This is a genomic window from Desulforudis sp. DRI-14, from assembly GCF_052618305.1.
Map to the genome: position 1 here is coordinate 1 of NZ_JBQXEZ010000031.1, position 18,318 is coordinate 18,318.

The 18,318-nt window shown below is 59.0% G+C and carries 19 protein-coding genes; 3 read left to right on the plus strand and 16 right to left on the minus strand.

The features are described 5' to 3' along the window. Positions 1-54: 54 nt before the first annotated feature. The 7 genes from ACUM6F_RS11815 to ACUM6F_RS11845 form a co-directional block, all read right to left on the minus strand. A complete protein-coding gene (locus tag ACUM6F_RS11815; protein ID WP_425621760.1) occupies positions 55-897 on the minus strand; it encodes a fumarate hydratase in 843 nt (280 codons plus the stop codon). A gap of 34 nt (positions 898-931) precedes the next feature. Further along, complete coding sequence (locus ACUM6F_RS11820) at positions 932-2,212, minus strand: TRAP transporter large permease (RefSeq protein ID WP_425621759.1); 1,281 nt, start codon at positions 2,210-2,212, stop codon at positions 932-934. Further along, positions 2,190-2,729, minus strand: coding sequence for a TRAP transporter small permease (locus ACUM6F_RS11825; protein WP_425621758.1), 540 nt, complete (start codon positions 2,727-2,729; stop codon positions 2,190-2,192). Before ACUM6F_RS11825 ends, ACUM6F_RS11820 begins: the two co-directional genes overlap by 23 nt. Positions 2,730-2,816: 87 nt before the next feature. Next, the gene (locus tag ACUM6F_RS11830) at positions 2,817-3,860 is read right to left on the minus strand and encodes a TRAP transporter substrate-binding protein (RefSeq protein WP_425621757.1); all 1,044 of its coding nucleotides are present in this window, start codon (positions 3,858-3,860) and stop codon (positions 2,817-2,819) included. A gap of 67 nt (positions 3,861-3,927) precedes the next feature. Further along, entirely contained in the window at positions 3,928-4,959 is a 1,032-nt protein-coding gene (locus tag ACUM6F_RS11835; protein WP_425621756.1) for a TRAP transporter substrate-binding protein, read from the minus strand. Between the two features lie 126 nt (positions 4,960-5,085). After that, on the minus strand, positions 5,086-5,772 hold the full coding sequence (locus tag ACUM6F_RS11840; protein ID WP_425621755.1) for a response regulator: 687 nt from the start codon (positions 5,770-5,772) through the stop codon (positions 5,086-5,088). Then, complete coding sequence (locus ACUM6F_RS11845) at positions 5,747-7,366, minus strand: ATP-binding protein (RefSeq protein ID WP_445349355.1); 1,620 nt, start codon at positions 7,364-7,366, stop codon at positions 5,747-5,749. Before ACUM6F_RS11845 ends, ACUM6F_RS11840 begins: the two co-directional genes overlap by 26 nt. A 206-nt stretch (positions 7,367-7,572) precedes the next feature. On the opposite strand from ACUM6F_RS11845, the gene ACUM6F_RS11850 reads away from it, so the two are divergent. Together ACUM6F_RS11850 and ACUM6F_RS11855 are read left to right on the plus strand one after the other, a co-directional pair. Continuing rightward, entirely contained in the window at positions 7,573-7,890 is a 318-nt protein-coding gene (locus ACUM6F_RS11850; protein WP_425621753.1) for a carbohydrate-binding protein, read from the plus strand. A 170-nt stretch (positions 7,891-8,060) separates the two neighbouring features. Next, on the plus strand, positions 8,061-8,690 hold the full coding sequence (locus ACUM6F_RS11855; RefSeq protein WP_425621752.1) for a hypothetical protein: 630 nt from the start codon (positions 8,061-8,063) through the stop codon (positions 8,688-8,690). A 7-nt stretch (positions 8,691-8,697) separates the two neighbouring features. Here ACUM6F_RS11855 and ACUM6F_RS11860 read toward each other — a convergent pair whose 3' ends face one another. Then, complete coding sequence (locus ACUM6F_RS11860; RefSeq protein WP_425621751.1) at positions 8,698-9,363, minus strand: rhomboid family intramembrane serine protease; 666 nt, start codon at positions 9,361-9,363, stop codon at positions 8,698-8,700. A 104-nt stretch (positions 9,364-9,467) separates the two neighbouring features. Here ACUM6F_RS11860 and ACUM6F_RS11865 point away from each other — a divergent pair, with 104 nt between their 5' ends. Next, positions 9,468-10,562 carry a DUF763 domain-containing protein gene (locus ACUM6F_RS11865; protein WP_445349356.1) on the plus strand — a complete coding sequence of 365 codons (1,095 nt, stop codon included), beginning with the start codon at positions 9,468-9,470 and terminating at the stop codon, positions 10,560-10,562. A 5-nt stretch (positions 10,563-10,567) separates the two neighbouring features. Here the strand turns inward: ACUM6F_RS11865 and ACUM6F_RS11870 are convergent, their stop codons facing one another. From ACUM6F_RS11870 to cpaB, 8 genes are all read right to left on the minus strand, one after another. Continuing rightward, a complete protein-coding gene (locus tag ACUM6F_RS11870; protein WP_445349357.1) occupies positions 10,568-11,047 on the minus strand; it encodes a hypothetical protein in 480 nt (159 codons plus the stop codon). Positions 11,048-11,073: 26 nt separating this feature from the next. Then, complete coding sequence (locus ACUM6F_RS11875) at positions 11,074-12,219, minus strand: iron-containing alcohol dehydrogenase (RefSeq protein WP_445349358.1); 1,146 nt, start codon at positions 12,217-12,219, stop codon at positions 11,074-11,076. A 259-nt stretch (positions 12,220-12,478) separates the two neighbouring features. Further along, entirely contained in the window at positions 12,479-12,826 is a 348-nt protein-coding gene (locus tag ACUM6F_RS11880) for a DUF192 domain-containing protein (protein ID WP_445349359.1), read from the minus strand. A 47-nt stretch (positions 12,827-12,873) separates the two neighbouring features. Continuing rightward, positions 12,874-13,788: a type II secretion system F family protein gene (locus tag ACUM6F_RS11885; protein WP_445349360.1), complete on the minus strand. Its 915-nt coding sequence runs from the start codon at positions 13,786-13,788 to the stop codon at positions 12,874-12,876. Positions 13,789-13,864: 76 nt separating this feature from the next. Then, entirely contained in the window at positions 13,865-14,836 is a 972-nt protein-coding gene (locus ACUM6F_RS11890; RefSeq protein ID WP_445349361.1) for a type II secretion system F family protein, read from the minus strand. Between the two features lie 42 nt (positions 14,837-14,878). Beyond that, complete coding sequence (locus tag ACUM6F_RS11895) at positions 14,879-16,159, minus strand: CpaF family protein (protein WP_445349362.1); 1,281 nt, start codon at positions 16,157-16,159, stop codon at positions 14,879-14,881. A 93-nt stretch (positions 16,160-16,252) separates the two neighbouring features. Further along, positions 16,253-17,455, minus strand: coding sequence for a CpaE/TadZ family protein (locus ACUM6F_RS11900; protein WP_425621743.1), 1,203 nt, complete (start codon positions 17,453-17,455; stop codon positions 16,253-16,255). 2 nt (positions 17,456-17,457) lie between these two features. After that, on the minus strand, positions 17,458-18,150 hold the full coding sequence (gene cpaB / locus ACUM6F_RS11905; RefSeq protein WP_445349363.1) for a Flp pilus assembly protein CpaB: 693 nt from the start codon (positions 18,148-18,150) through the stop codon (positions 17,458-17,460). Positions 18,151-18,318: the final 168 nt, after the last annotated feature.

Here is an 18,318-nt window from a genome sequence, read left to right on the forward strand (position 1 = left end):
TAACCGTTTTTCATTGTCTGTGGTGCTGCATTTTGCAGCGTGAGGGTCTAACAGCTATATAATGGCTGTCTTGTGCCGGGCGGCATGGCAGTTGAGATTGACCGCTACCGGCAGAGACGCGATATGCGTGGCGAAAACCTCGACGTGCACGGCCAGGGCGGTTACCGATCCGCCCAACCCCATAGGGCCGATGCCCAGAGCGTTTATCTCCCGCAGAAGCTCGGACTCCAGCGCGGCTACCTGCGGGTCGGGATTCGGGGTTCCGATAGGGCGCAGCAGGGCCTCCTTGGCCATGAGGGCGGCCTTTTCCATGGTCCCCCCGATGCCGACGCCGACAGTGAGGGGCGGGCAGGCGTTGGGTCCGGCTGCCGAAACGGTTTCCAGGATGAACTTTTTGGCGCCCTCGATACCGTCGGCGGGTTTCAGCATCTTCAGGGCGCTCATATTTTCACTGCCGGCTCCCTTGGGCACAACAGAGATCTTCAGCTTGTTTCCGGGAACGACCTTGAAGTGGATGACAGGAGGCGTGTTATCCCCGGTATTGATGCGCCGGAGCGGGTCGTTGACCACCGATTTGCGCAGGTACCCCTCAGTGTAGCCCCGGCGGACGCCTTCGGTAATGGCTTCGGCCAAGCTGCCGCCAGTCACGGCGACGTCCTGGCCGAGCTCGACGAAGACGACGACGATGCCGGTATCCTGGCACATCGGGATGCGTTCCTGTTCGGCGACGGCGGCGTTCTGCAGGATAATGCCGAGGATGTCCTTGCCGACCAAAGACGCCTCAATAGCGCGGGCGTCCTCCAGGGCGGCCTTGACGTCGGCCTCCAGTTCCAAGCAGGCCTCCTCGCAGAGGCGGGCGATAATGTCGGTAACAACCAGGCAGTCGACGGTGCGCAAGATATTTCCTCCCCCGATACTGAGACGAAAGCGGTTAAGACATCAAGGTCCGCGGGATCCACAGGGACAGAGTCGGCCAGTAGACCAGCAGGACAAGAAATGAGATCATGATAATGATGAACGGAAGCACGCCCTTGACCACTTCCTCCAGCTTGGATTTGGCCATTGAAGCCACGACGAAGAGGTTGAGGCCGACAGGCGGGGTGATCATGGCCAGTTCCATGTTAACCGTCATGATAACGCCGAAGTGAATCAAATCAATGCCGAGGTGCTGGATCATCGGAAGCAGGATGGGCATGGTGATCAACGTGATCGATACGGCTTCCAGGAAGGTGCCCATCACGAAGAACATCAGGTTGCAGGCGAACAGGAACATATACTTGTTGAGGTTGTTCTCCGCGATCCAGTTGGCGACCGCGCCGGGAATTTGGTTGTAAGTAAGGTAGAGCGAAAAGACCATCGCGGCGGCGATGACCAGAAAGATCATGGATGAGATGTTGATGGATTCGCGGAAAATCACCCGTATATCCTTGAGGGACATCTCTTTGTACAAGAAGGCGGAAACGAGAACGGCATAGAGCAGCGACAGCACCGCGGCTTCGGTGGGCGTCACCACACCCATATAAATTGTGCCGAGAATGAATACCGGGAGAAAGAATCCGGGTACAGCCTTTAAGGTGTGCTTCCAGCGCTCTCCCCACGTCGCCTTTGGGGCGCGCCCGTAGTTTTTTATCAATGCCAGGGCGATCGCCGAGATAATCAGTATTGAAGCCAGACACAAGCCGGGGATGAGACCGCCCATGAAAAGCTTGCCGATCGACTCCTCCACCGTTACGCCGTAAACGACCATCGTTACGCTGGGCGGGATCAGGATGCCGAGGGTGCCGGAAGCGGCAATCAAGCCCATGGCGTAACGTTTTGGATAACCGCCCTGGAGGAGGGCCGGCAGCATAATCGCACCGATGGCGGCTGCGGTCGCCGGGCTGGAGCCGGAGATGGCCGCAAAGATGGCGCAGGACATGATCGTTACCACGGCAAGGCCGCCGGGAAGGTGCCCGAACCATGACCGCAGGGCGTAAATCAAGTATTTGGCGATACCGCCCTTGGACATTACGACGCCGGCAAAAACGAAGGCCGGGATGGCCATCAGCGTCTCCACCATCAGCGAGGCGTACATCCTCTGGACGATCATGAAGAGGGTATAATCGCCCATAAAATACATGATGGTGATCGCTGCAACCGCCAGCGCTACGGCAATCGGAACGTTGAGGAGGAAGAGGAAAACAAAGAGACTAAATAGGGCTAATGTTTCCAAGGTCGTCCTCCTCCTTTTCCTTTTGCAGTCTGAACCATTCACGGCCGCCGTGCGCAAGCAGGATCCAGAGCTTTTCGATGAACCGAACGGTAAACATGACGCCGGCGATGGGCAGGCACAGGGCCGGGATCCACTCCGGGGTCTGCGTGTTGATAGAGCGCTGGCCCATCACGTAATAGAACTTAACCAGTTGGACTCCATAAACGGCGAAAAGCATCGCGAAAAGCATGCCGAGGGTCATGGCAAAGACGCTGACCCAGCGTTTAGCTTTGAGCGGTAAAAAGTTGTAGAGCATATCCACCTTGATGTGGTGGTCGTTGCGGAGGGCGACGGCGATGCCGATTAACGTCCCCCACACCACGAGGTAGAGCGAGTACTCGTCAATCCAGGCCTTGGGGCGCCACATCGGGTTGTAGCGCAGGACGACGTTTACGAGGATGAGCATCAGCCCCGTGAAGAGCAGTCCCCCGGCCAGGTAATCCTCAAAGGCGGCGTAGAACTTCTTAAACTTCTGCATCTTGCGCCTCCATCCTCTAACAGTCAGAAGTTGGGGGGCGGGAAAGGGCCCGCCCCCCCAAGCATCTGGCACCTGGAAAACCTGAACCTATTTCGCGGCTTTTGCGGAGTCGATGTACTCCTTGCCGATAATCGGGACGTACTTGTCGTATACCGGCTTCAAAGCGGCCTCGAACTTGGCCTTGTCTTCGGCGGTGAGTTCGTAGACGTCGAGCTTGCCGCTGTTCTTTAAGTTTTCATAGCTTTCGGCGTTGAGCTTGTCGGCAAGCTGGGTGGCGAACTCGGTAGCTTCGGCCATGGCCTCTTCAATGATCTTCTTCTGCTCGTCGGTCAGGCCGTTCCAGAAGGTGGTGTTGGTGAGGACGACGTAGTCAAGACGGCCGTGGGCCGAAACGGTCAGGTACTTCTGGACTTCCGCATACTTCTGGGTGTCGATGTTGTTGAAGGTGTTCTCCGTGCCGTCGACGGTGCCGTTCTGCAGCGCCTGGTAGCACTCGGAGAACGGGATGGGCTGGGCCGAGGCGCCGAGGGCCTCGAACTGGTCGACCAGCAGGCCGCCGCTCTGCACGCGGAACTTCAGGTTGGCGAAATCAGCCGGGGTCTTCAACGGGTGCTTGCCGTTGATGAAGTGCTTGGCGCCGTTGGGCCACCAGGCCAGACCCAGCATGCCCTTGTCTTCGAGGCTGTGGAGCAGCTTCTGGCCGTACTCGCTCTTGAACCAGTTATAAGCGGCCTGGTCGCTGGCAAAGAGGAACGGCATGTCAATAATCTGGAAGGACGGGTTGTACTTGACCAGTTTTGTTACCGAAGGGGCGATAATCTGGACGTTGTTGGTCAGCAGGGCCTCGAGTTCTTCCTTGTCGCCGTAAAGGGACGACGACGGGAAAACCTGGACCTCCATTGTGCCGTTGGACTTGGCTTCAACCAGTTCCTTGAATTTCAAAGCGGCCTGGCCTTTCGGGGTCTTGTCGGCCACCACGTGCGAAAACTTGATGACGACTTTCTTGTCCTTGTCGGCTTTATCGGCGGTGCCGGGCTGATCCTTGTCTCCCCCGCCGCAGCCGGTGACGACAAAGGCAAAGACGGCCAGGAGCATCAAAGCCATTATAATTGTCCACGTACGCCTTTTCATAACGAACCTCCCAAATTAAATCTTTTAAATCTTCTATTTATGGAGCCTGAGGGCTACGCGTGAGCGTTCAGTCACCTCCCCCGGCAGCGTTGCGGGCTGCCTCGATTAATGTAGCGCTGACCTCCCGTTTGAACTTCTGGCTGACCGGAGCCAGCGCGTCTTTCCACTCCTGTTTTTCGGCCGCCGCCTGGCGATGTATGGCGATATGCTCCTCGTTCTCCAGGTAAGCCATCATCCGGCGCTCGATAGCGACTGCCTGTTCCCTTTCCCACACGGTAACCTCGGCCAGCGTCGCCTCCAGCACGCTCCTTACGTCGGGCGGAAGGCCATCCCAGAAATCTTTGTTGGCCAGAACGACGTAACCCAGGAAGCCGTGGTCGGAAATCGTCAGGTAAGGCTGCACCTCGTACAGTTTCATGGAAACAATGTTGGAAAACGTGTTTTCCTGGCCATCAACCCTGTGGGCCTCCAGGGCGGAATAGACTTCGCTGAAAGGAAGCGGGACGGCGTCGGCGCCCAGTGCCCGAAACTGCGCCTCCAGGACAGGGCTGTTGATCATTACGCGGAAACGGAGCCCTTCGAAATCGGACGGGTGAACCAGCGGCCGGGTGTTGTTCGTCATTTGTTTGAACCCGCTGTCCCAGAAAGCCAGGGGTTGCAAACCTTGGGCGGTGAAACTTCCGAAAAGTTCAGCCCGCGCCGGGCCGTCGACGAAACGGTGCACGGCCTCAACCGACGGGAACAGGTACGGTATGTCCAGAACCTGCCACTGAGGCGCCAGCCCTACGATCTTTGACGTCGCGGGCGCTATCAGCTGGACCTGGTTCTCGCGCAGGGCCTCCAGCTCTTCTCCGTCTTTGAAGAGCATTGAGTTGGCAAAGACCTGAACCTCGACCCGGCCTTTGGTCCGCTCGCGAACCAACTGGGCAAAACGCCGGGCGGCAAGTCCTTTCGGGCTGTCTTCGGCCGTAACGTGGGAGAACTTGATCACGATGGGCTGCTCGGGGCTGACCTGCTCATTGTCGACAACGCGTTGCCCACACCCCGTAAAAACAACAAAGGCGACCAGCGCCAGTGCAAGTAGGATGATTCTTTGCACGAATAAGTTCTCCTTATTCCCCGAACGGCCTGTTAAAGTTAGCGCATTTAGGAATTACGCCAACACTTTTAGAAAATTCTAAATACAAACCACAATGGGTTCAATCTTTAGGTAATTATGTTTATTTTAATCTTTATGGTCACGAATGCGGTATCTATTCACCGGTCTGCCGACCGAACCGTATTGTAACTCCAGGGCCACTTTGCCGTTGCGCTCCAGGTATTCGAGGTAGCGGCGCGCGGTGACCCGGGCCAGCCCTACTCCAGCGGCCACCTCGTCGGCCGAGAGGCTCCTTCCCTGCTGGACGAGGTAGACGTAGATCTGCCTCAAGGTCAGCTCGTGAAGCCCCTTGGGCAGCCTGCTAGGGTGGTGTTCGGCGGTCTGGCCCCGCGTTAATTTATCGATCGCGTCCTGGTCAAGGGAACTGCAATGGTCCAGGCTCTCCCGCAGGTTCACGTACAAATCAAGCGCGGACTTGAGGCGCGTGAGCTTGAACGGTTTGACGATGTAATCGATGGCGCCGTAACGGAAGACGTCCTGAATGGTCATAACGTCCTGAGCGGCGGTGATCAGGATGACATCCGTCGGCAGCTGGCGCTTGCGGATCTCGTGGAGGACGCTCACCCCGTCGATGTCGGGCAGGTAAACGTCCAGAAGCGTCAGCGCGGGACGCAGGTTTTCAATCAATGCGAGTGCTTCGCCGCCGGTCGAGACCACGCCGACTACTTCGTAGCCGGTTATCGATTCCACGAAGTTGCGGTTAACTTCGGCTACCATCGGATCGTCTTCAACAATCAACGTGCTGATGGTCATGCTTCGCCTCACCATTCTTAATAGTAACTACGAACTGAGCCCCTCCCAGCGGCGACTTTGCAATTTCTATCGTCCCGCCGGCGAGATCGACGCAGTTTCTGACCAGGGAAAGTCCCAGGCCGCTGTTCGGGGGCAGTTTGGTCGTAAATCCCGGCTGGAAGACCGTTTCCTTAAGGACGTCGGGCAGGCCGGGGCCAGAGTCTCCAACGACCAGTCTTATCCCGGCGCCCTCGGTGAACAGGCCCAGGTAGACCTTCCTTTGCGAAGGCTCAAGCCCCTTAACCGCCTCGAAGGCGTTCTCCAGCAAGTTCCCGATGATGATCACCATCGCGCTTGAGTCAATGGTCCGAGGCAAATAAGCGAGCTTGCTGTTGCGGTCGATCTCGAAGTCGATCTTAAGCTCCTTAGCCCTGCTGTGTTTCCCCATCAACAGGCCGGCGATCCCGTAGTCCTTGATCCTCCGCGAGAGAAATTGCGTCAGTTCCTGCTGCTCGGCCGTAACAGCAAAGATAAAGTCGACGGCTTCCTGGTGCCTGTTCAACTGGATCAGCCCGGCAATGGTATGGAGCTTGTTCAGGTACTCGTGATTCTGGACCCTGAGCGCCTCGATAAACCTTTTGACACCGGTCAGTTCCTCAGCCAGACGCTGGACCTCGGATTTGTCCCTGAACGTGGCCACCGCGCCGACCGTCTGTCCGCCGACGCGTACCGGGATGCGGTTGGTGACGATGGTGACGCCGTTGATGATCATTTCCTGGTTGTATTCGGGCTCGCCGCTGGCGAGGACGCGCAGCAGGCCGGTGTTGGGGATGATCTCCTGGACCGGTTTCCCTATTGCGTCGGTAACCCCGGTGATGCGGTAAGCGGCCCTGTTCATCAGCGTAATGCGGGCGTATCTATCGATGTGGATGATGCCCTCGCTGATCGATTCCAGCAGGGCCACCCTTTCCTCCAGCAGGCGGGCGATTTCCTCGGGTTCGAGGTTGAACATCCCGCGCTTGATCCGCTGGGCCAGGTAAACTGAGCCGGCCAGTCCCACGACCAGCCCTATGACCAGGGTGTAATACAGTTCGAGGCGGATGTTTTGCAAAACGCTGTAAATGGTCGGGGTCAGAATGCCGACGACGACAACCCCCACCTGCCGTGTCCCCTCATCGACCTTGACAGGGACAAAGGCCCGCACGGACGGGCCGAGGACGCCCTCGGCCTGGGATACGTACTCTCCCCCGGCCACGATGGCGTACGCCATGTCCTCACCCGAGAACTTCTTGCCGATACGGTCCTGGACGGGGTGGGAATACCGCACGCCGTTATTGTCCAGCACGACGACATAGGCGACGCCGGTCGCCAGCCGGATGCGTTCCGCCAGGGGCTGGATCACGACTTCTCCGCCCGGTTTCCCGACGTTGTGCTGAATATCCTCCATCTGGGCCAGGGTACGGGCGATGGCCAGGGCGCGCATCCCCATTTCGTTCTCGAGCTGCGACGCGACCCGCTCTATAACCAGCAGGCCGCTGGAGAACAAGGCGATCAAGATGGAACCGAAGGACAGTACGGCCATCTTGGTGTGCAAGCCAAAGCGTATCTTTTTCATAAATAGCCCCCAGGGGGCAAAGTCTCTTAAGGCTGTGTTGAAATATTGGACAAGGACGGGTTATACCCCTTTTTTGGCGGTGAGGAAGATTGTCTAAGCGGCGGCATAAGATACCAATACATTAAACGAAATATATGGCATTGAGCGCGGCTTTGGCAGGCATCCTAACCTTGTAACAAAAACAATGCAGGCTGGAGGGTCTGACAATGTACGTTTCCAAAGGGAAAAACCATATGGACATGCGCGTGGACGTCATCCCTTCCCCGAGCCTTAAAGACCGCTACGCGACCATAAGGTACGACGGCATCCTGAAAAACGCGGGCGCCGACAGGGTGTTTATCCATTACGGTTTCGACGGGTGGAAAAACCCGGCGACCGAAGAAATGCGGCGGGAAGCGGACGGCTCCTTCGTGTGCTCGGTGCCGATGAAGGGCCGGGAGCACTGCGAATTCTGCTTTAAGGACAGCGCCGGCAACTGGGACAACAACAGCGGCTGGAACTGGCGGACCGACATACGGTATTGACATAACGGTATTAGTTGGGCATTGAGCATTGGCGCTAAGCGTTGGACATTAAATTGAGGGCGAATAGGCCCTCATTTTATGCGGTTGCACGGCGAACCCTCCGTCCCAACACCACCACCCCATACTCAGCGCCCTTTTTATGTTATCATCTTGCCAAAGGGGGGTTTGCCGTGGTCTTCAGCATCTGGGAAAGACGGGCCATGAAGGCGGCGCAGCGGCGCGTGAACGAACTGCGGGCGACGCACCCCTTTGCATCGCCGGCCGAGCTCGCCGAAAAGCTCATCCAGCGGAAAGCGCGGACCGCCGCCGTTGTGGGCTCGATTACGGCCCTTCCGGCGGCCGTGCCGGGCATCGGCACGCTGATCGCCGTCCTGGCGGGCACCTTTGCCGACCTGACCGTACTCGGCCATTTACTGAAGACACTACTCTATGAACTTGCCGTCGTCTACGGACGCAACCCGGAAAGCCGGGACGTGCAAAAGGAGATCAGGTGGGTGTTTGCGGCCGCGGCTGGAATGGAAGCAGCCGGCAAACACGTCGCCGGGGCGGCGGCCCGCGGGATGGGGCACATGGCTTCGAGCGCCACCCAGCGTTCCTTGCTCGCCCTGGGTTTCCGGGCCGGTCAAAGGACGATCCTGTTCCGTCTGCTGCCGTGGATCGGAGTCGCTTTGGTCGGAGGCATAAACTACCTGTTCGCCCGTTCGATAGGAAGAAGAATGTGCGCCTGTTTCGGAGAGACGAGGGGCGATGCGGGTTGGCGCGGGCTGACGATCGACGGCGAGTTTACGGTGAAACGATAGAACCCTTTTATTTTACCGGGCGCAGGACCTTGATCAGGAGCATGCCGGCGACGAAGCCGCCGATGTGGGCCCACCAGGCCACGAGGTTCCCGGGAGCGGCGATGGACGTCAGGCCGTTCAACAACTGCAGGCCGAACCAGAGGAACAGGAAGACGACGGCGGGCAACTCCATAAAGGTGAGAATGAACAGGAGCGGCACCAGGGCCAGGATGCGGGACCGCGGGAACAAGATGAAATAGGCTCCGAGAACTCCCGCCACCGCTCCGCTGGCGCCGATGGTAGGAATAAAAGAATCCGCGTTCGTAAGGACGTGGGCAAAGTTCCCGACCAGGCCGACGGCCAGGTAAAACAGGATGTAGCCACGGTGGCCCAGGGTGTCCTCGACGTTGTCGCCGAAGACCCACAGGTACAGCATATTGCCGAGGATGTGGAACCAGTTGCCGTGGAGGAACATCGCTGTAAAAAGAGGAACCCAGGTCTCGGGGCTCAAGGGGGCCTGGGCCAGGCCTTCCACGACACGCGCCGGAACTACGCCGTAAGTCCCCACGAACCGCTCGAACCCCGCCTGTCCCAGTCCTAATTGAAAAACAAAGACGACGACGTTGAGGGCGATCAGCGACACGTTGACGATCGGAAACGAGCGCGAGCGGATGGTGTCACGGAGCGGTATCAATGGCGACTCTCCTTTAACGATATACCCGGTACAGTACCTAGCGTGTACCAATAATATACGCAGATCCGTACCGGGCGAAACAGCCAAAAGCAGGTGGTTTACCCTTGCGCACCGGAACGGCCAATCTGCCTCTGCACGGCGGCAAATGCCCGGCCTGGCTCTTCTCCCGCATGGTGGAGATGTCGGGCGCCATCATCGAGGTCCTCGTCCTTAACGACGGTTCCGAAGAGGTTTTAAACAGGATGGCGGACCCGTTCTGGTTCCAGTCCTTTGGGTGCGTCCTCGGTTTTGACTGGCATTCTTCCGGCCTGACCACCACGGTTACGGGGGCGGTCAAGGAGGCTCTCAAAGACCGCGCCGGTGAAATCGGCCTTTTTGTCTGCGGCGGCAAGGGAAAGTCCTCTCTGCGGACCCCCCGGGAGATAGAAGCGGTCGGCGACAGGTTCGCCCTCTCCCTGAACCCGGCCGAACTGGTCAGGGCCAGCCGGCTGACGGCCAAGGTCGATAACGCGGCCGTTCAGGACGGCTACCAGCTCTACCACCACGTTTTTCTCTTCACAGCCGGCGGAAGGTGGGCCGTAGTCCAGCAAGGGATGAACGAGATGGCCCGGTACGCCCGCCGCTATCATTGGCTGTCCGAGGGCCTGGCCGACTTCGCCTGCGAGCCGCATGCCGCTGTATGCGCTGAGCGGCCTTCGCAGGTGGTGTTGAACCTCGTGGCCGCCGAAAGCGAAGAAGCGCGCAAGCTTTCCAGCGAGCTGGCCTGCACGCGGCCGGACATCCTGGTTAAGGACCTGCAGCGGCTGCAGGAACGGCACCTGCACCTGGCACGCCACCACAGCCTGCTGCTTCGCGACCTTCATCCGAAGAGCGTCGAGCGCGTTCTCCTCAAGTCCTACGCGGCGCAGCCCAAGGAGTTCATCGAGCTTCTCGGCCTGGAAGGTGTCGGCGCCAAAGGGCTGCGCGCCCTGAGCCTCATCGCGGAACTAGTTTACGGGACGCCTGCGAGTTACCGCGACCCCGCCAGGTTCAGTTTCGCGCATGGGGGCAAGGACGGCCATCCCTTCCCCGTCGACCGCCGGGTCTACGACCGTTCGATAGAGAGCCTGCGCCGCGCGGTTGACGCGGCGCGCCTGGGAAGAAACGACAAGATCGCCGCGCTAAAAAGACTGGCCAGGTTCCAGCCCGGATCAGACTAAGGATTTTAAAGCTCACCGGCCGTTTCCTTTTCAGGTCCGGGCGGCGCTGCGCTATTTTCTGGATGGTTCCCTTCCGCCCTTTCAATGCTGGACATGACCACCCAGCCGAACCACACCGCGGACAGGAGCGTGATTACGTACGTTTCGCTTTGCAGCGGCCACCAGAAAACCCACTTTTGGTTCAAGGCTTCCCAGGCGTAAAGAGGGACGGGAACACCGATCAGCAGGGCCGGAATGCCCTGGATGAGCAGCCGCTGGAAATTGACGCGGAGTTTTCCGCCGGAGGCGATGAAGGCCGGCACGACCAGGGCGGCGCCGAACAGCATCGGAACGAGGGTGGCGGCCAGGAGAAACGGCTTGGGGTTGAAGGTGGTCTGAAAGAACCGCGAGTAAAACTTAAGGACTTCGTTGGCCGCTACAAAATAGGCCACATAGAAAAATGTCAGCAACAGTTCGGTAACCCAACTCGTTTTCTTCAAAAGCATTTAATTTTCCTCTCAGTCAATTTTATTTACAAGTTTTCCTGCAGTATGGTTAAAAGGTCGACTCGCGTCACCCGGCGGGGGTTGGCCGACAGGGACTGGCTCAGCAAGGCTTCGTCGGCTATCTCCGTGATGTCGGCTTCCTTGAGCCCTGCTTCGGAAAGCTTTGCGGGAAGTCCCAGCTTGTCGCGCAGTTTTTCAAGGTAAACGACGAATTTCCGGGCAGCCTCGTCCTTGTCGGCCGTAAGGGGTACCATAGCGGAGGCCGCCGCCAGGTCGGCGTAGGCGTCGTGTGCCACGGCCAGGTTGAAACGGACGATGTAAGGCAGCAGAATGCCGCAGGCAACCCCGTGGGGGATGCCGTAGCGCACCCCGACCGGGTGAGCCAGGGCGTGTACGGCCCCCGCTCCCGCGTTGGCTAGGGCGATACCGGCCATCAGGCTGGCCAGCATCATGTATTCCCTGGACGCGCGCACCCGGCCCGTATCGTATGCCGTATAGATGTTCTGGGTTATCAGGCGCACAGCCTCCCGGCTAAGGGCGGTCGTGAAAGGCGTCGCCCAGCGCGAGGTGAACGATTCGACGGCGTGGGTCAGCGCGTCAAAACCCGTGCCGGCCGTAACCTCGGGGGGCTGGGACATGGTCAGGATGGGGTCGACCACGGCGACGACCGGCAGCCACCATTCGTTGCGCAGGCTGGCCTTGCGCTTTCGCTCGGGGTCGATGAGCACGGCGTTTTTGGTCGCCTCCGACCCGCTTCCGGCTGTGGTGGGAACGGCCACCCAGGGAAGCCCGGGGGCGTTCAGCGGAACCGCGCCGAAGAAGGTGCCTGCAGGCGTGTCGACCTTCGCCAGGCCGGCTGCCGCTTTGGCCACGTCCAGGGCACTGCCGCCGCCGACCCCGACCACGAGGTCGACCTTCTCTTCATGGATCAGCCGGCGCGCTTCGTCGACGGTGTCGACGGTCGGTTCCGGGTCCACCCGAAACCACACGGTCTCCACTTTTGCTATTTGGAGGGGGTTGGTTATGCGCTCTACCTGGCCCGATTCGGCAAGGCTGCGGCGCCCAGTGATCACCAGGGCGCGCTTCCCGATCCGTGAGATCTCCTCCCCCAGACGGTAAGTGCTGCCCGGACCGAATAGGACCCGGGTCGGCAGCAGGATATCAAACATCATAGGTCCTACTTCTTCCCTTCCATCCCGGAAAAACTCGCCTTCGGCTGGTTTTAACCGGCGGTGCCAAAAACTGTCACTAAAACGTAAAAACGTTCACGGCTAGTATTTTTCACGCGAGCGCATGAAATTCCTGCCATAACGCCAAAACACACTGTGAGACTACAGTGTGTTTTGCAGGTGTAAGGTATTGGTGTAAGGCGTTGGGAAGCTTCCAGGCTTCGTATCGCGTCAGGCCCGGACTATCGTACCGCGTTCGTACCTACTCAATGCGCAAGATGTCTCCTGCCGATGTTCCCGTTTCTCTAAGGCGGCCAGCGGGGAGCTCCAGGACGCTGCGGGTATGGCGATTGCCGGGCGCCATCCGGCTCGGGGGCACGTTTTCTAATAAGGCTACGACGCGGAAGGCGGGATCGAGATAGACGAGGTCGATGGGGAAACGCATCCAGAAAGTATGAACGCTGCGGCAGGGTTGAAGAAACAGCCCTCCCCGGGGGTTGATGGCGCGTCGCCCCATGAGCCCCAGGAAGCGTTTGCCGAAGGTCACGGCAAACTCAAGGTTTTCGACAAGAACGGCATTCCCTCGAGAAAGGTTAATCACCCGCGCCATGGTATCCACCCCAGATTTCTTACTTCCCGCCTCACACTTCTCACCTCTCAAAGTGCGGCCGTAATCCGGATCACGGCCGGGCCCAGAAGGATGATAAAGGTCGCCGGGAAAATAAAGAAGACCAGCGGGAACAGCATCTTGATCGGCGCCTTCAATGCCTTTTCCTCGGCCCTCTGCCGGCGTTTACGGCGCATCTGGTCGGACTGCACCCTGAGCACGTTGCCCAGCCGCACGCCCATTTGTTCGGCCATGATCACGGCGCCGATGAAGCTTGACAAATCATCGACCTTAAGGCGGTCTGCAAGGTCGCGCAGCGCTTCGCGCCGGGGCTTGCCGACGTGGATTTCCTGAAGCATCCCCTTCAGTTCCTCGGAAAGAGCGCCTTTGGTTTTTTCGGTGACTTTCAACACGGCGCCGTCAAAACCCATTCCGGCCTCGATACTGACAGTAAGCAGGTCGAGGGTGTCGGGAAGGCTCTTCTGCACCTCGCGCTGCCGCCACTTAACCCGCATATTCAGGATTGCATCGGGCAGAAGCCACCCCAGACAGGCTCCGAGAGCCCCGGCCAGGAGATAGTTGACGGGCGCGGGTGCGGTCACGCCGGTAAAAAAAAGCCCGGTGATTACCGCCAGCACCACCGCCAGGTATTTCAAGAAGGTAAACTCCAGCGGCGACAGGTTTTTCGGGTTGCCCGCAATGACCAGCTTTTCCGCGATCAGCTTTTGCCTGTCCTGGGACAGGAAAAAACGTATCTTGCTCAGCCTGGCGACCACGGGCTGCAGAATGCGCTTGTACAGGGGGACGGCAAGTTCCTGGCGCACCACCGAGGGCGTCTCAGTCGTTTTGCCGATGTCCTTAAGGCGGTCCGCAAGCACCAGCCTGTCGCGGAAAAAGAGCAGTAACATGCAATACAGCAACACAGTGACGGCCAAGACCGTCAGCAGAACTATCGGCAAAAGCACTTGCCTTCACCTCCCGAGTATGTTTGCCCGTTCTTATTCATCCCGGAGCTTGGCGCCTGATGCCTGCAGCCGAATTCTAGACTTCGATGTTCATTATCCGCTTCACCGCAGCCAGGCCGATGGCTTCGGAGACGGCGGCGAACGCCAGCAATTTAATGCCCATGGGGTTGTTGAAAAGATCCTGCATATACCCCGGGTTGATCAACAGCAGGACCATCAGCAGTCCGATGGGAAGTAAGCCGACGACCAGTCCCGAGATGCGTCCCTGGGCCGTCAGAATCTTGATCTCGCCCTTGATGCGCACCCTCTCCCGGATGGTTTCGGCGATCTTGTCCAGGATCTCGGCCAGGTTGCCTCCAATCTGACGTTGAATAATCACGGCGGTTACCATGAGGTCGAGGTCGTCGCTCTTGACCCGCTCGACCATGGACTGGAGAGCGTCCTCCACGGAGACTCCCAGGTTCAAGTCTTGCAAGGCCCGGCCGAATTCCTTGCTGATGGGGTCGGGCAGCTCCTTCCGTACCATCTCCAGGGCTTGCAGGAAGCTGAACCCGGCTCTTAGAGTGTTGGCGATCATCGCCAGGGCGTCGCACAGTTGACTGTTGAACGCGGCGAGACGCCTGGCCTTGGCCATTCTCAGGTAGAAAACGGGAGCGGCGGCGGCCGGCGCGGCCAGCAGGCAGGCGTTAAGGACCGAGCCGAAGACGAGCAGGCCCAATAGGGCTGCGGCAACGAAGGCCAGGATGACGAAAGCCGCAAACTCCTCGCCCTTTAGCGGGATGTCGGCGCGGACCAGGTCGTTCTCAAGCCGCCGGCCCAGCCCCTTCAACGGGACCAGGCGAGCCAGGGCGCGGACCAACAGGAGCGTCGGCGAGGCGTACCCCCTGGAGCCGGCTTCAGCAGCAGGGGGCAAGTCAGGCTGGGTTTTGGTTACCTGCTCCAGCCGGGTAATCACGGCGGTGTTGCCGTGCGTCAGGGCACGCGCCACCCAGGTTATGAAAAAGAAAACGGATAGAAAACCAAGAATACTGAGATAAAGCAGGATCAACCCCTCCTACTTGCTTCCAACTCCCCATATCGCACCGCTCAATTACCGGATCAGCGAGAAAATTTCCGGGCGCAGGTACAGGCCTTGCCCTTCGAGTTTTTCGGTGAACTTGGGGCGGATCCCGGTCGGCAGGAAGCGCCCGCTGATTCTTCCGTCGGGCTCGACGCCTTGCTGCTGGAAGACGAAGATGTCCTGGAGAATGATAACGTCACCTTCCATTCCCTGGACCTCGGTGATCTGGGTGATTTTACGGGAACCGTCCTTAAGCCTGGATTGCTGCACGATGATGTCGATAGCGGAGGCGATCTGCTCCCGGACGGCCTTGATGGGCAAATCCATGCCGGCCATCAGGACCATAGTCTCCAGGCGCGACAGCATATCCCGGGGAGAATTGGCGTGGCCCGTCGTCAGGGAGCCGTCGTGACCCGTGTTCATGGCCTGGAGCATGTCCAGGGCCTCCCCGCCTCTGACCTCGCCGACGACGATCCTGTCGGGGCGCATGCGCAGGGCGTTCCTGACCAGGTCGCGGATCGTAATGGCGCCCTTGTCCTCGATGTTCGGCGGACGCGATTCGAGGCGAACGGTGTGCTCCTGGTGGAGCTGGAGTTCGGCGGCGTCCTCAACGGTAATGATGCGCTCGTCGTCGGGTATGAAGGATGACAATACGTTGAGGGTGGTCGTCTTGCCGCTGCCCGTTCCGCCCGAAACGAGGATATTGAGCCGGCCCTTAACGCATATCTCCAGCATTTTGGCCATCTCCTGGGTCAGGGTGCCGAAGCGGAGCAGGTCTTCAATCTTCAGCCGCTCCCTGGCGAACTTGCGGATGGTCAAGGTTGGGCCGTCCAGGGCCAGCGGGGGGATGATGGCGTTGACGCGCGAGCCGTCCGGCAGCCTGGCGTCAACCATCGGCATCGCTTCATCGATGCGCCGGCCGAGGGGGGCGACGATCTTCTCGATGACGTGCATGACGTGCTCGTTGTCCTTAAAAGTAACGTCGCTCCTTTCGAGCCGGCCGTTGCGCTCTACGTAAACCTGGTTCGGGCCGTTGACCATGACTTCGTTGATGTCGGGGTCCTTGAGCAGAGGCGTTATGGGGCCGTAGCCCAGGACCTCGTCGACAAGCTCCAGGGCCATCCTGTTGCGCTCGTAACGCGGCAGATAGTCGCTTTCCTCATCTATCAGGCGTTTAGCCAGGGTTTCCACCGTCTGGGCGTTGAGCTCCTGCCCGGGGGGGAGCTGTTTGAGCTCCAGTATCAGCTTCTTGTGCAGGTTGATTTTGAGGTCGATGTAAGGCTCCTTTGTACGGGCCAGAGGTCTTGCCACAGGCTTGTCCCTCCTGTCTGGTTTCGGTCGTCGGTCGTGCATCTAAGAGCTAAGAGCCGGCAGCAGTGCCGTAGCCCCTTTGGCAACATTCTCTTAGAGCGAAAACAGGCGCGAGACCAGCGAAGTTTTGCTCGCCGGCTGTTGCGGTTCTTCGGTGATCTGTGTCTCCAGCGCGCGGACCAGGCTACGGAAAGCATCGGTGATTTTGCTCCCCGGGTGTGTAACCATAAACGGCAAGCCCTTGTTGATCGAACTGGCTACCGTCTTTTCGTCGTTGGGGATCTGGACGATGAATTTGTCGTTTAGGACCCGCTCGAGTTCGGCCGTTTTAATGCCGCCGTCCATGTTCGCCCGGTTTAAGACGTAGTGCACCCGGTCCCGCAGGCCCATATCGGTGAAATAGTCGTAACAGGTGTGCGCGTGTTTGACAGCGATCACTTCCGGCACGGCGATAAGGAGCAGCAGGTCGGCGTTGTTGAAAACGGACTGGGCCACCGCATCCAGGTTGGGGGCCAGGTCGACGACGACGTATGTAAAACGCTGCGCCAGAAGGTTCAAAACATTCGTCACGCCGTCGGGAGTGATCAGGTCCAGGTCTTCGCTGGACGGGCCGGCCAGGACCTTTACGCCGGTAAGGTGCGGGACGAGGAAATGCTCGAGGACGACGACGTCGTGGGCGGCCTCGTCAATAAGGTCGGAGATGTTGCGTTTGGGCTTGAGGTTAAGGAGAACCTCCATATCGCCCCTACCGCCGTCAAGCGCGACAAGGGCCACCTTCTTTCCCGCTTGTGCCAGCGCCGCGGCAAGATTGCCGCTGATCAGGGTTCTGCCGACCCCTCCGCGCGTGGTAAAAGGAACGATGATCTTGCCTTCCCGTCTCATCTTGCCCTGCACCTGGGCCCCTAGAAGAACCTGACGCTGCTTGTGTTTATCGTAGACCCGGCGGATGGTGCCGGCCAGTTCCGTGCCGCTGAACGGCTTGACCAGGTAATCGCTGGCGCCGGCGGCCATGGCCTTGCGGATATACTCCTGCTCGCCCTGAATGGAGATGATGATCACCGCGCTTTCCGGGACTTTGCCGGTGATGAGTTCGGTAGCCGTGATGCCGTCGATCTCGGGCAGGTTGACGTCCATCAGCACGATGTCCGGCCTGAGGTCTTCGGCCGAGGCGACGGCCAGCGTGCCGTCGTCGGCTTCGCCGATGACCTTCATGTCTTCCTCAAAGAAGAGCAGCCTCCGGATATCCTCGCGTGTGTTCGCGACGTCGTCCACGATGAGGATCTTGATCGGTTCCATAGTTAGCTACCTCCTTTGTTGACCAGTTGTTCGACGCGTACCGCAGGGGTTTGCGTGACGGCGGTGTCGGCCGGGGAACGAAGCATCAGTCTGATTGATCCGCGCTCGGTGGCGAGAATCAGGTATTCGGCCTGCTTGGGGGTAACGGCGAGCACGCATGTGTTGGCCGCGGGTCCCGACTTGTTTTCAGCGGCCGAGCCGCTGTTGACCGCGAGCACGCGGATGTTTTGCAGAACTATCGAGGTGGAGACGTCGATCGTAACGGCGACGTCAACCTTGTCCCCCGCCTGCAGCATGCCGGAAACGCCCGATACGGGGTCTATGGCGATACTGACGGCCCTTTCGCCCTGTTGAAGAACCAAGGCGAGGTCGTTGCCGGAGTTTTCAGGGGTTGCGAAACGCGAAGCCAAGATCTGTTCGCCGGGATAGATTTCCGCGCGCGCGATCCTGCCCTCGACGTCCTCGATCCTGGTAAAGGCTTCCGGGTGGACATAATCGGCGGGGATTTCCTTGATCTCGAGCGACTGACGGCCGATGGGCGTTCGGGCGGGGATGGTTTGCTTGGCCACGACCACGGGTGCGAAATTGCCCTGGAAACGGTAGGTCTCGGCCAGGTTGTTAAGGTAGAGATAGACGCCTCCCGCCGCAGCGAGACCGCAAACCAGTGCGAAAATGAACAATAGTTTCGTACGCATGGCAGCCCCCATAAATGTTCTTTTGGTAAGCGTAACACCGGGGGCCGGAGTGTTCATCAGACACGTTACTTATTTACTCTGGGACTTGTGTCCCAAATTAGTAGTTGATAAGGAGCAGCACATCGTTTACATCCAGGGTAGTTTGTATCCTAAACCACAATTTCTCGA

Coding starts and splice junctions, on each gene's coding strand:
- ACUM6F_RS11840 (WP_425621755.1), bottom strand. CDS start 5,772: ATGACCATCAGCACGTTGATTGTTGAAGACGATCCGATGGTAGCCGAA.
- ACUM6F_RS11825 (WP_425621758.1), bottom strand. CDS start 2,729: ATGCAGAAGTTTAAGAAGTTCTACGCCGCCTTTGAGGATTACCTGGCC.
- cpaB (WP_445349363.1), bottom strand. CDS start 18,150: ATGCGTACGAAACTATTGTTCATTTTCGCACTGGTTTGCGGTCTCGCT.
- ACUM6F_RS11845 (WP_445349355.1), bottom strand. CDS start 7,366: ATGAAAAAGATACGCTTTGGCTTGCACACCAAGATGGCCGTACTGTCC.
- ACUM6F_RS11830 (WP_425621757.1), bottom strand. CDS start 3,860: ATGAAAAGGCGTACGTGGACAATTATAATGGCTTTGATGCTCCTGGCC.
- ACUM6F_RS11870 (WP_445349357.1), bottom strand. CDS start 11,047: ATGCTTTTGAAGAAAACGAGTTGGGTTACCGAACTGTTGCTGACATTT.
- ACUM6F_RS11850 (WP_425621753.1), top strand. CDS start 7,573: ATGTACGTTTCCAAAGGGAAAAACCATATGGACATGCGCGTGGACGTC.
- ACUM6F_RS11875 (WP_445349358.1), bottom strand. CDS start 12,219: ATGATGTTTGATATCCTGCTGCCGACCCGGGTCCTATTCGGTCCGGGC.
- ACUM6F_RS11900 (WP_425621743.1), bottom strand. CDS start 17,455: ATGGAACCGATCAAGATCCTCATCGTGGACGACGTCGCGAACACACGC.
- ACUM6F_RS11880 (WP_445349359.1), bottom strand. CDS start 12,826: ATGGCGCGGGTGATTAACCTTTCTCGAGGGAATGCCGTTCTTGTCGAA.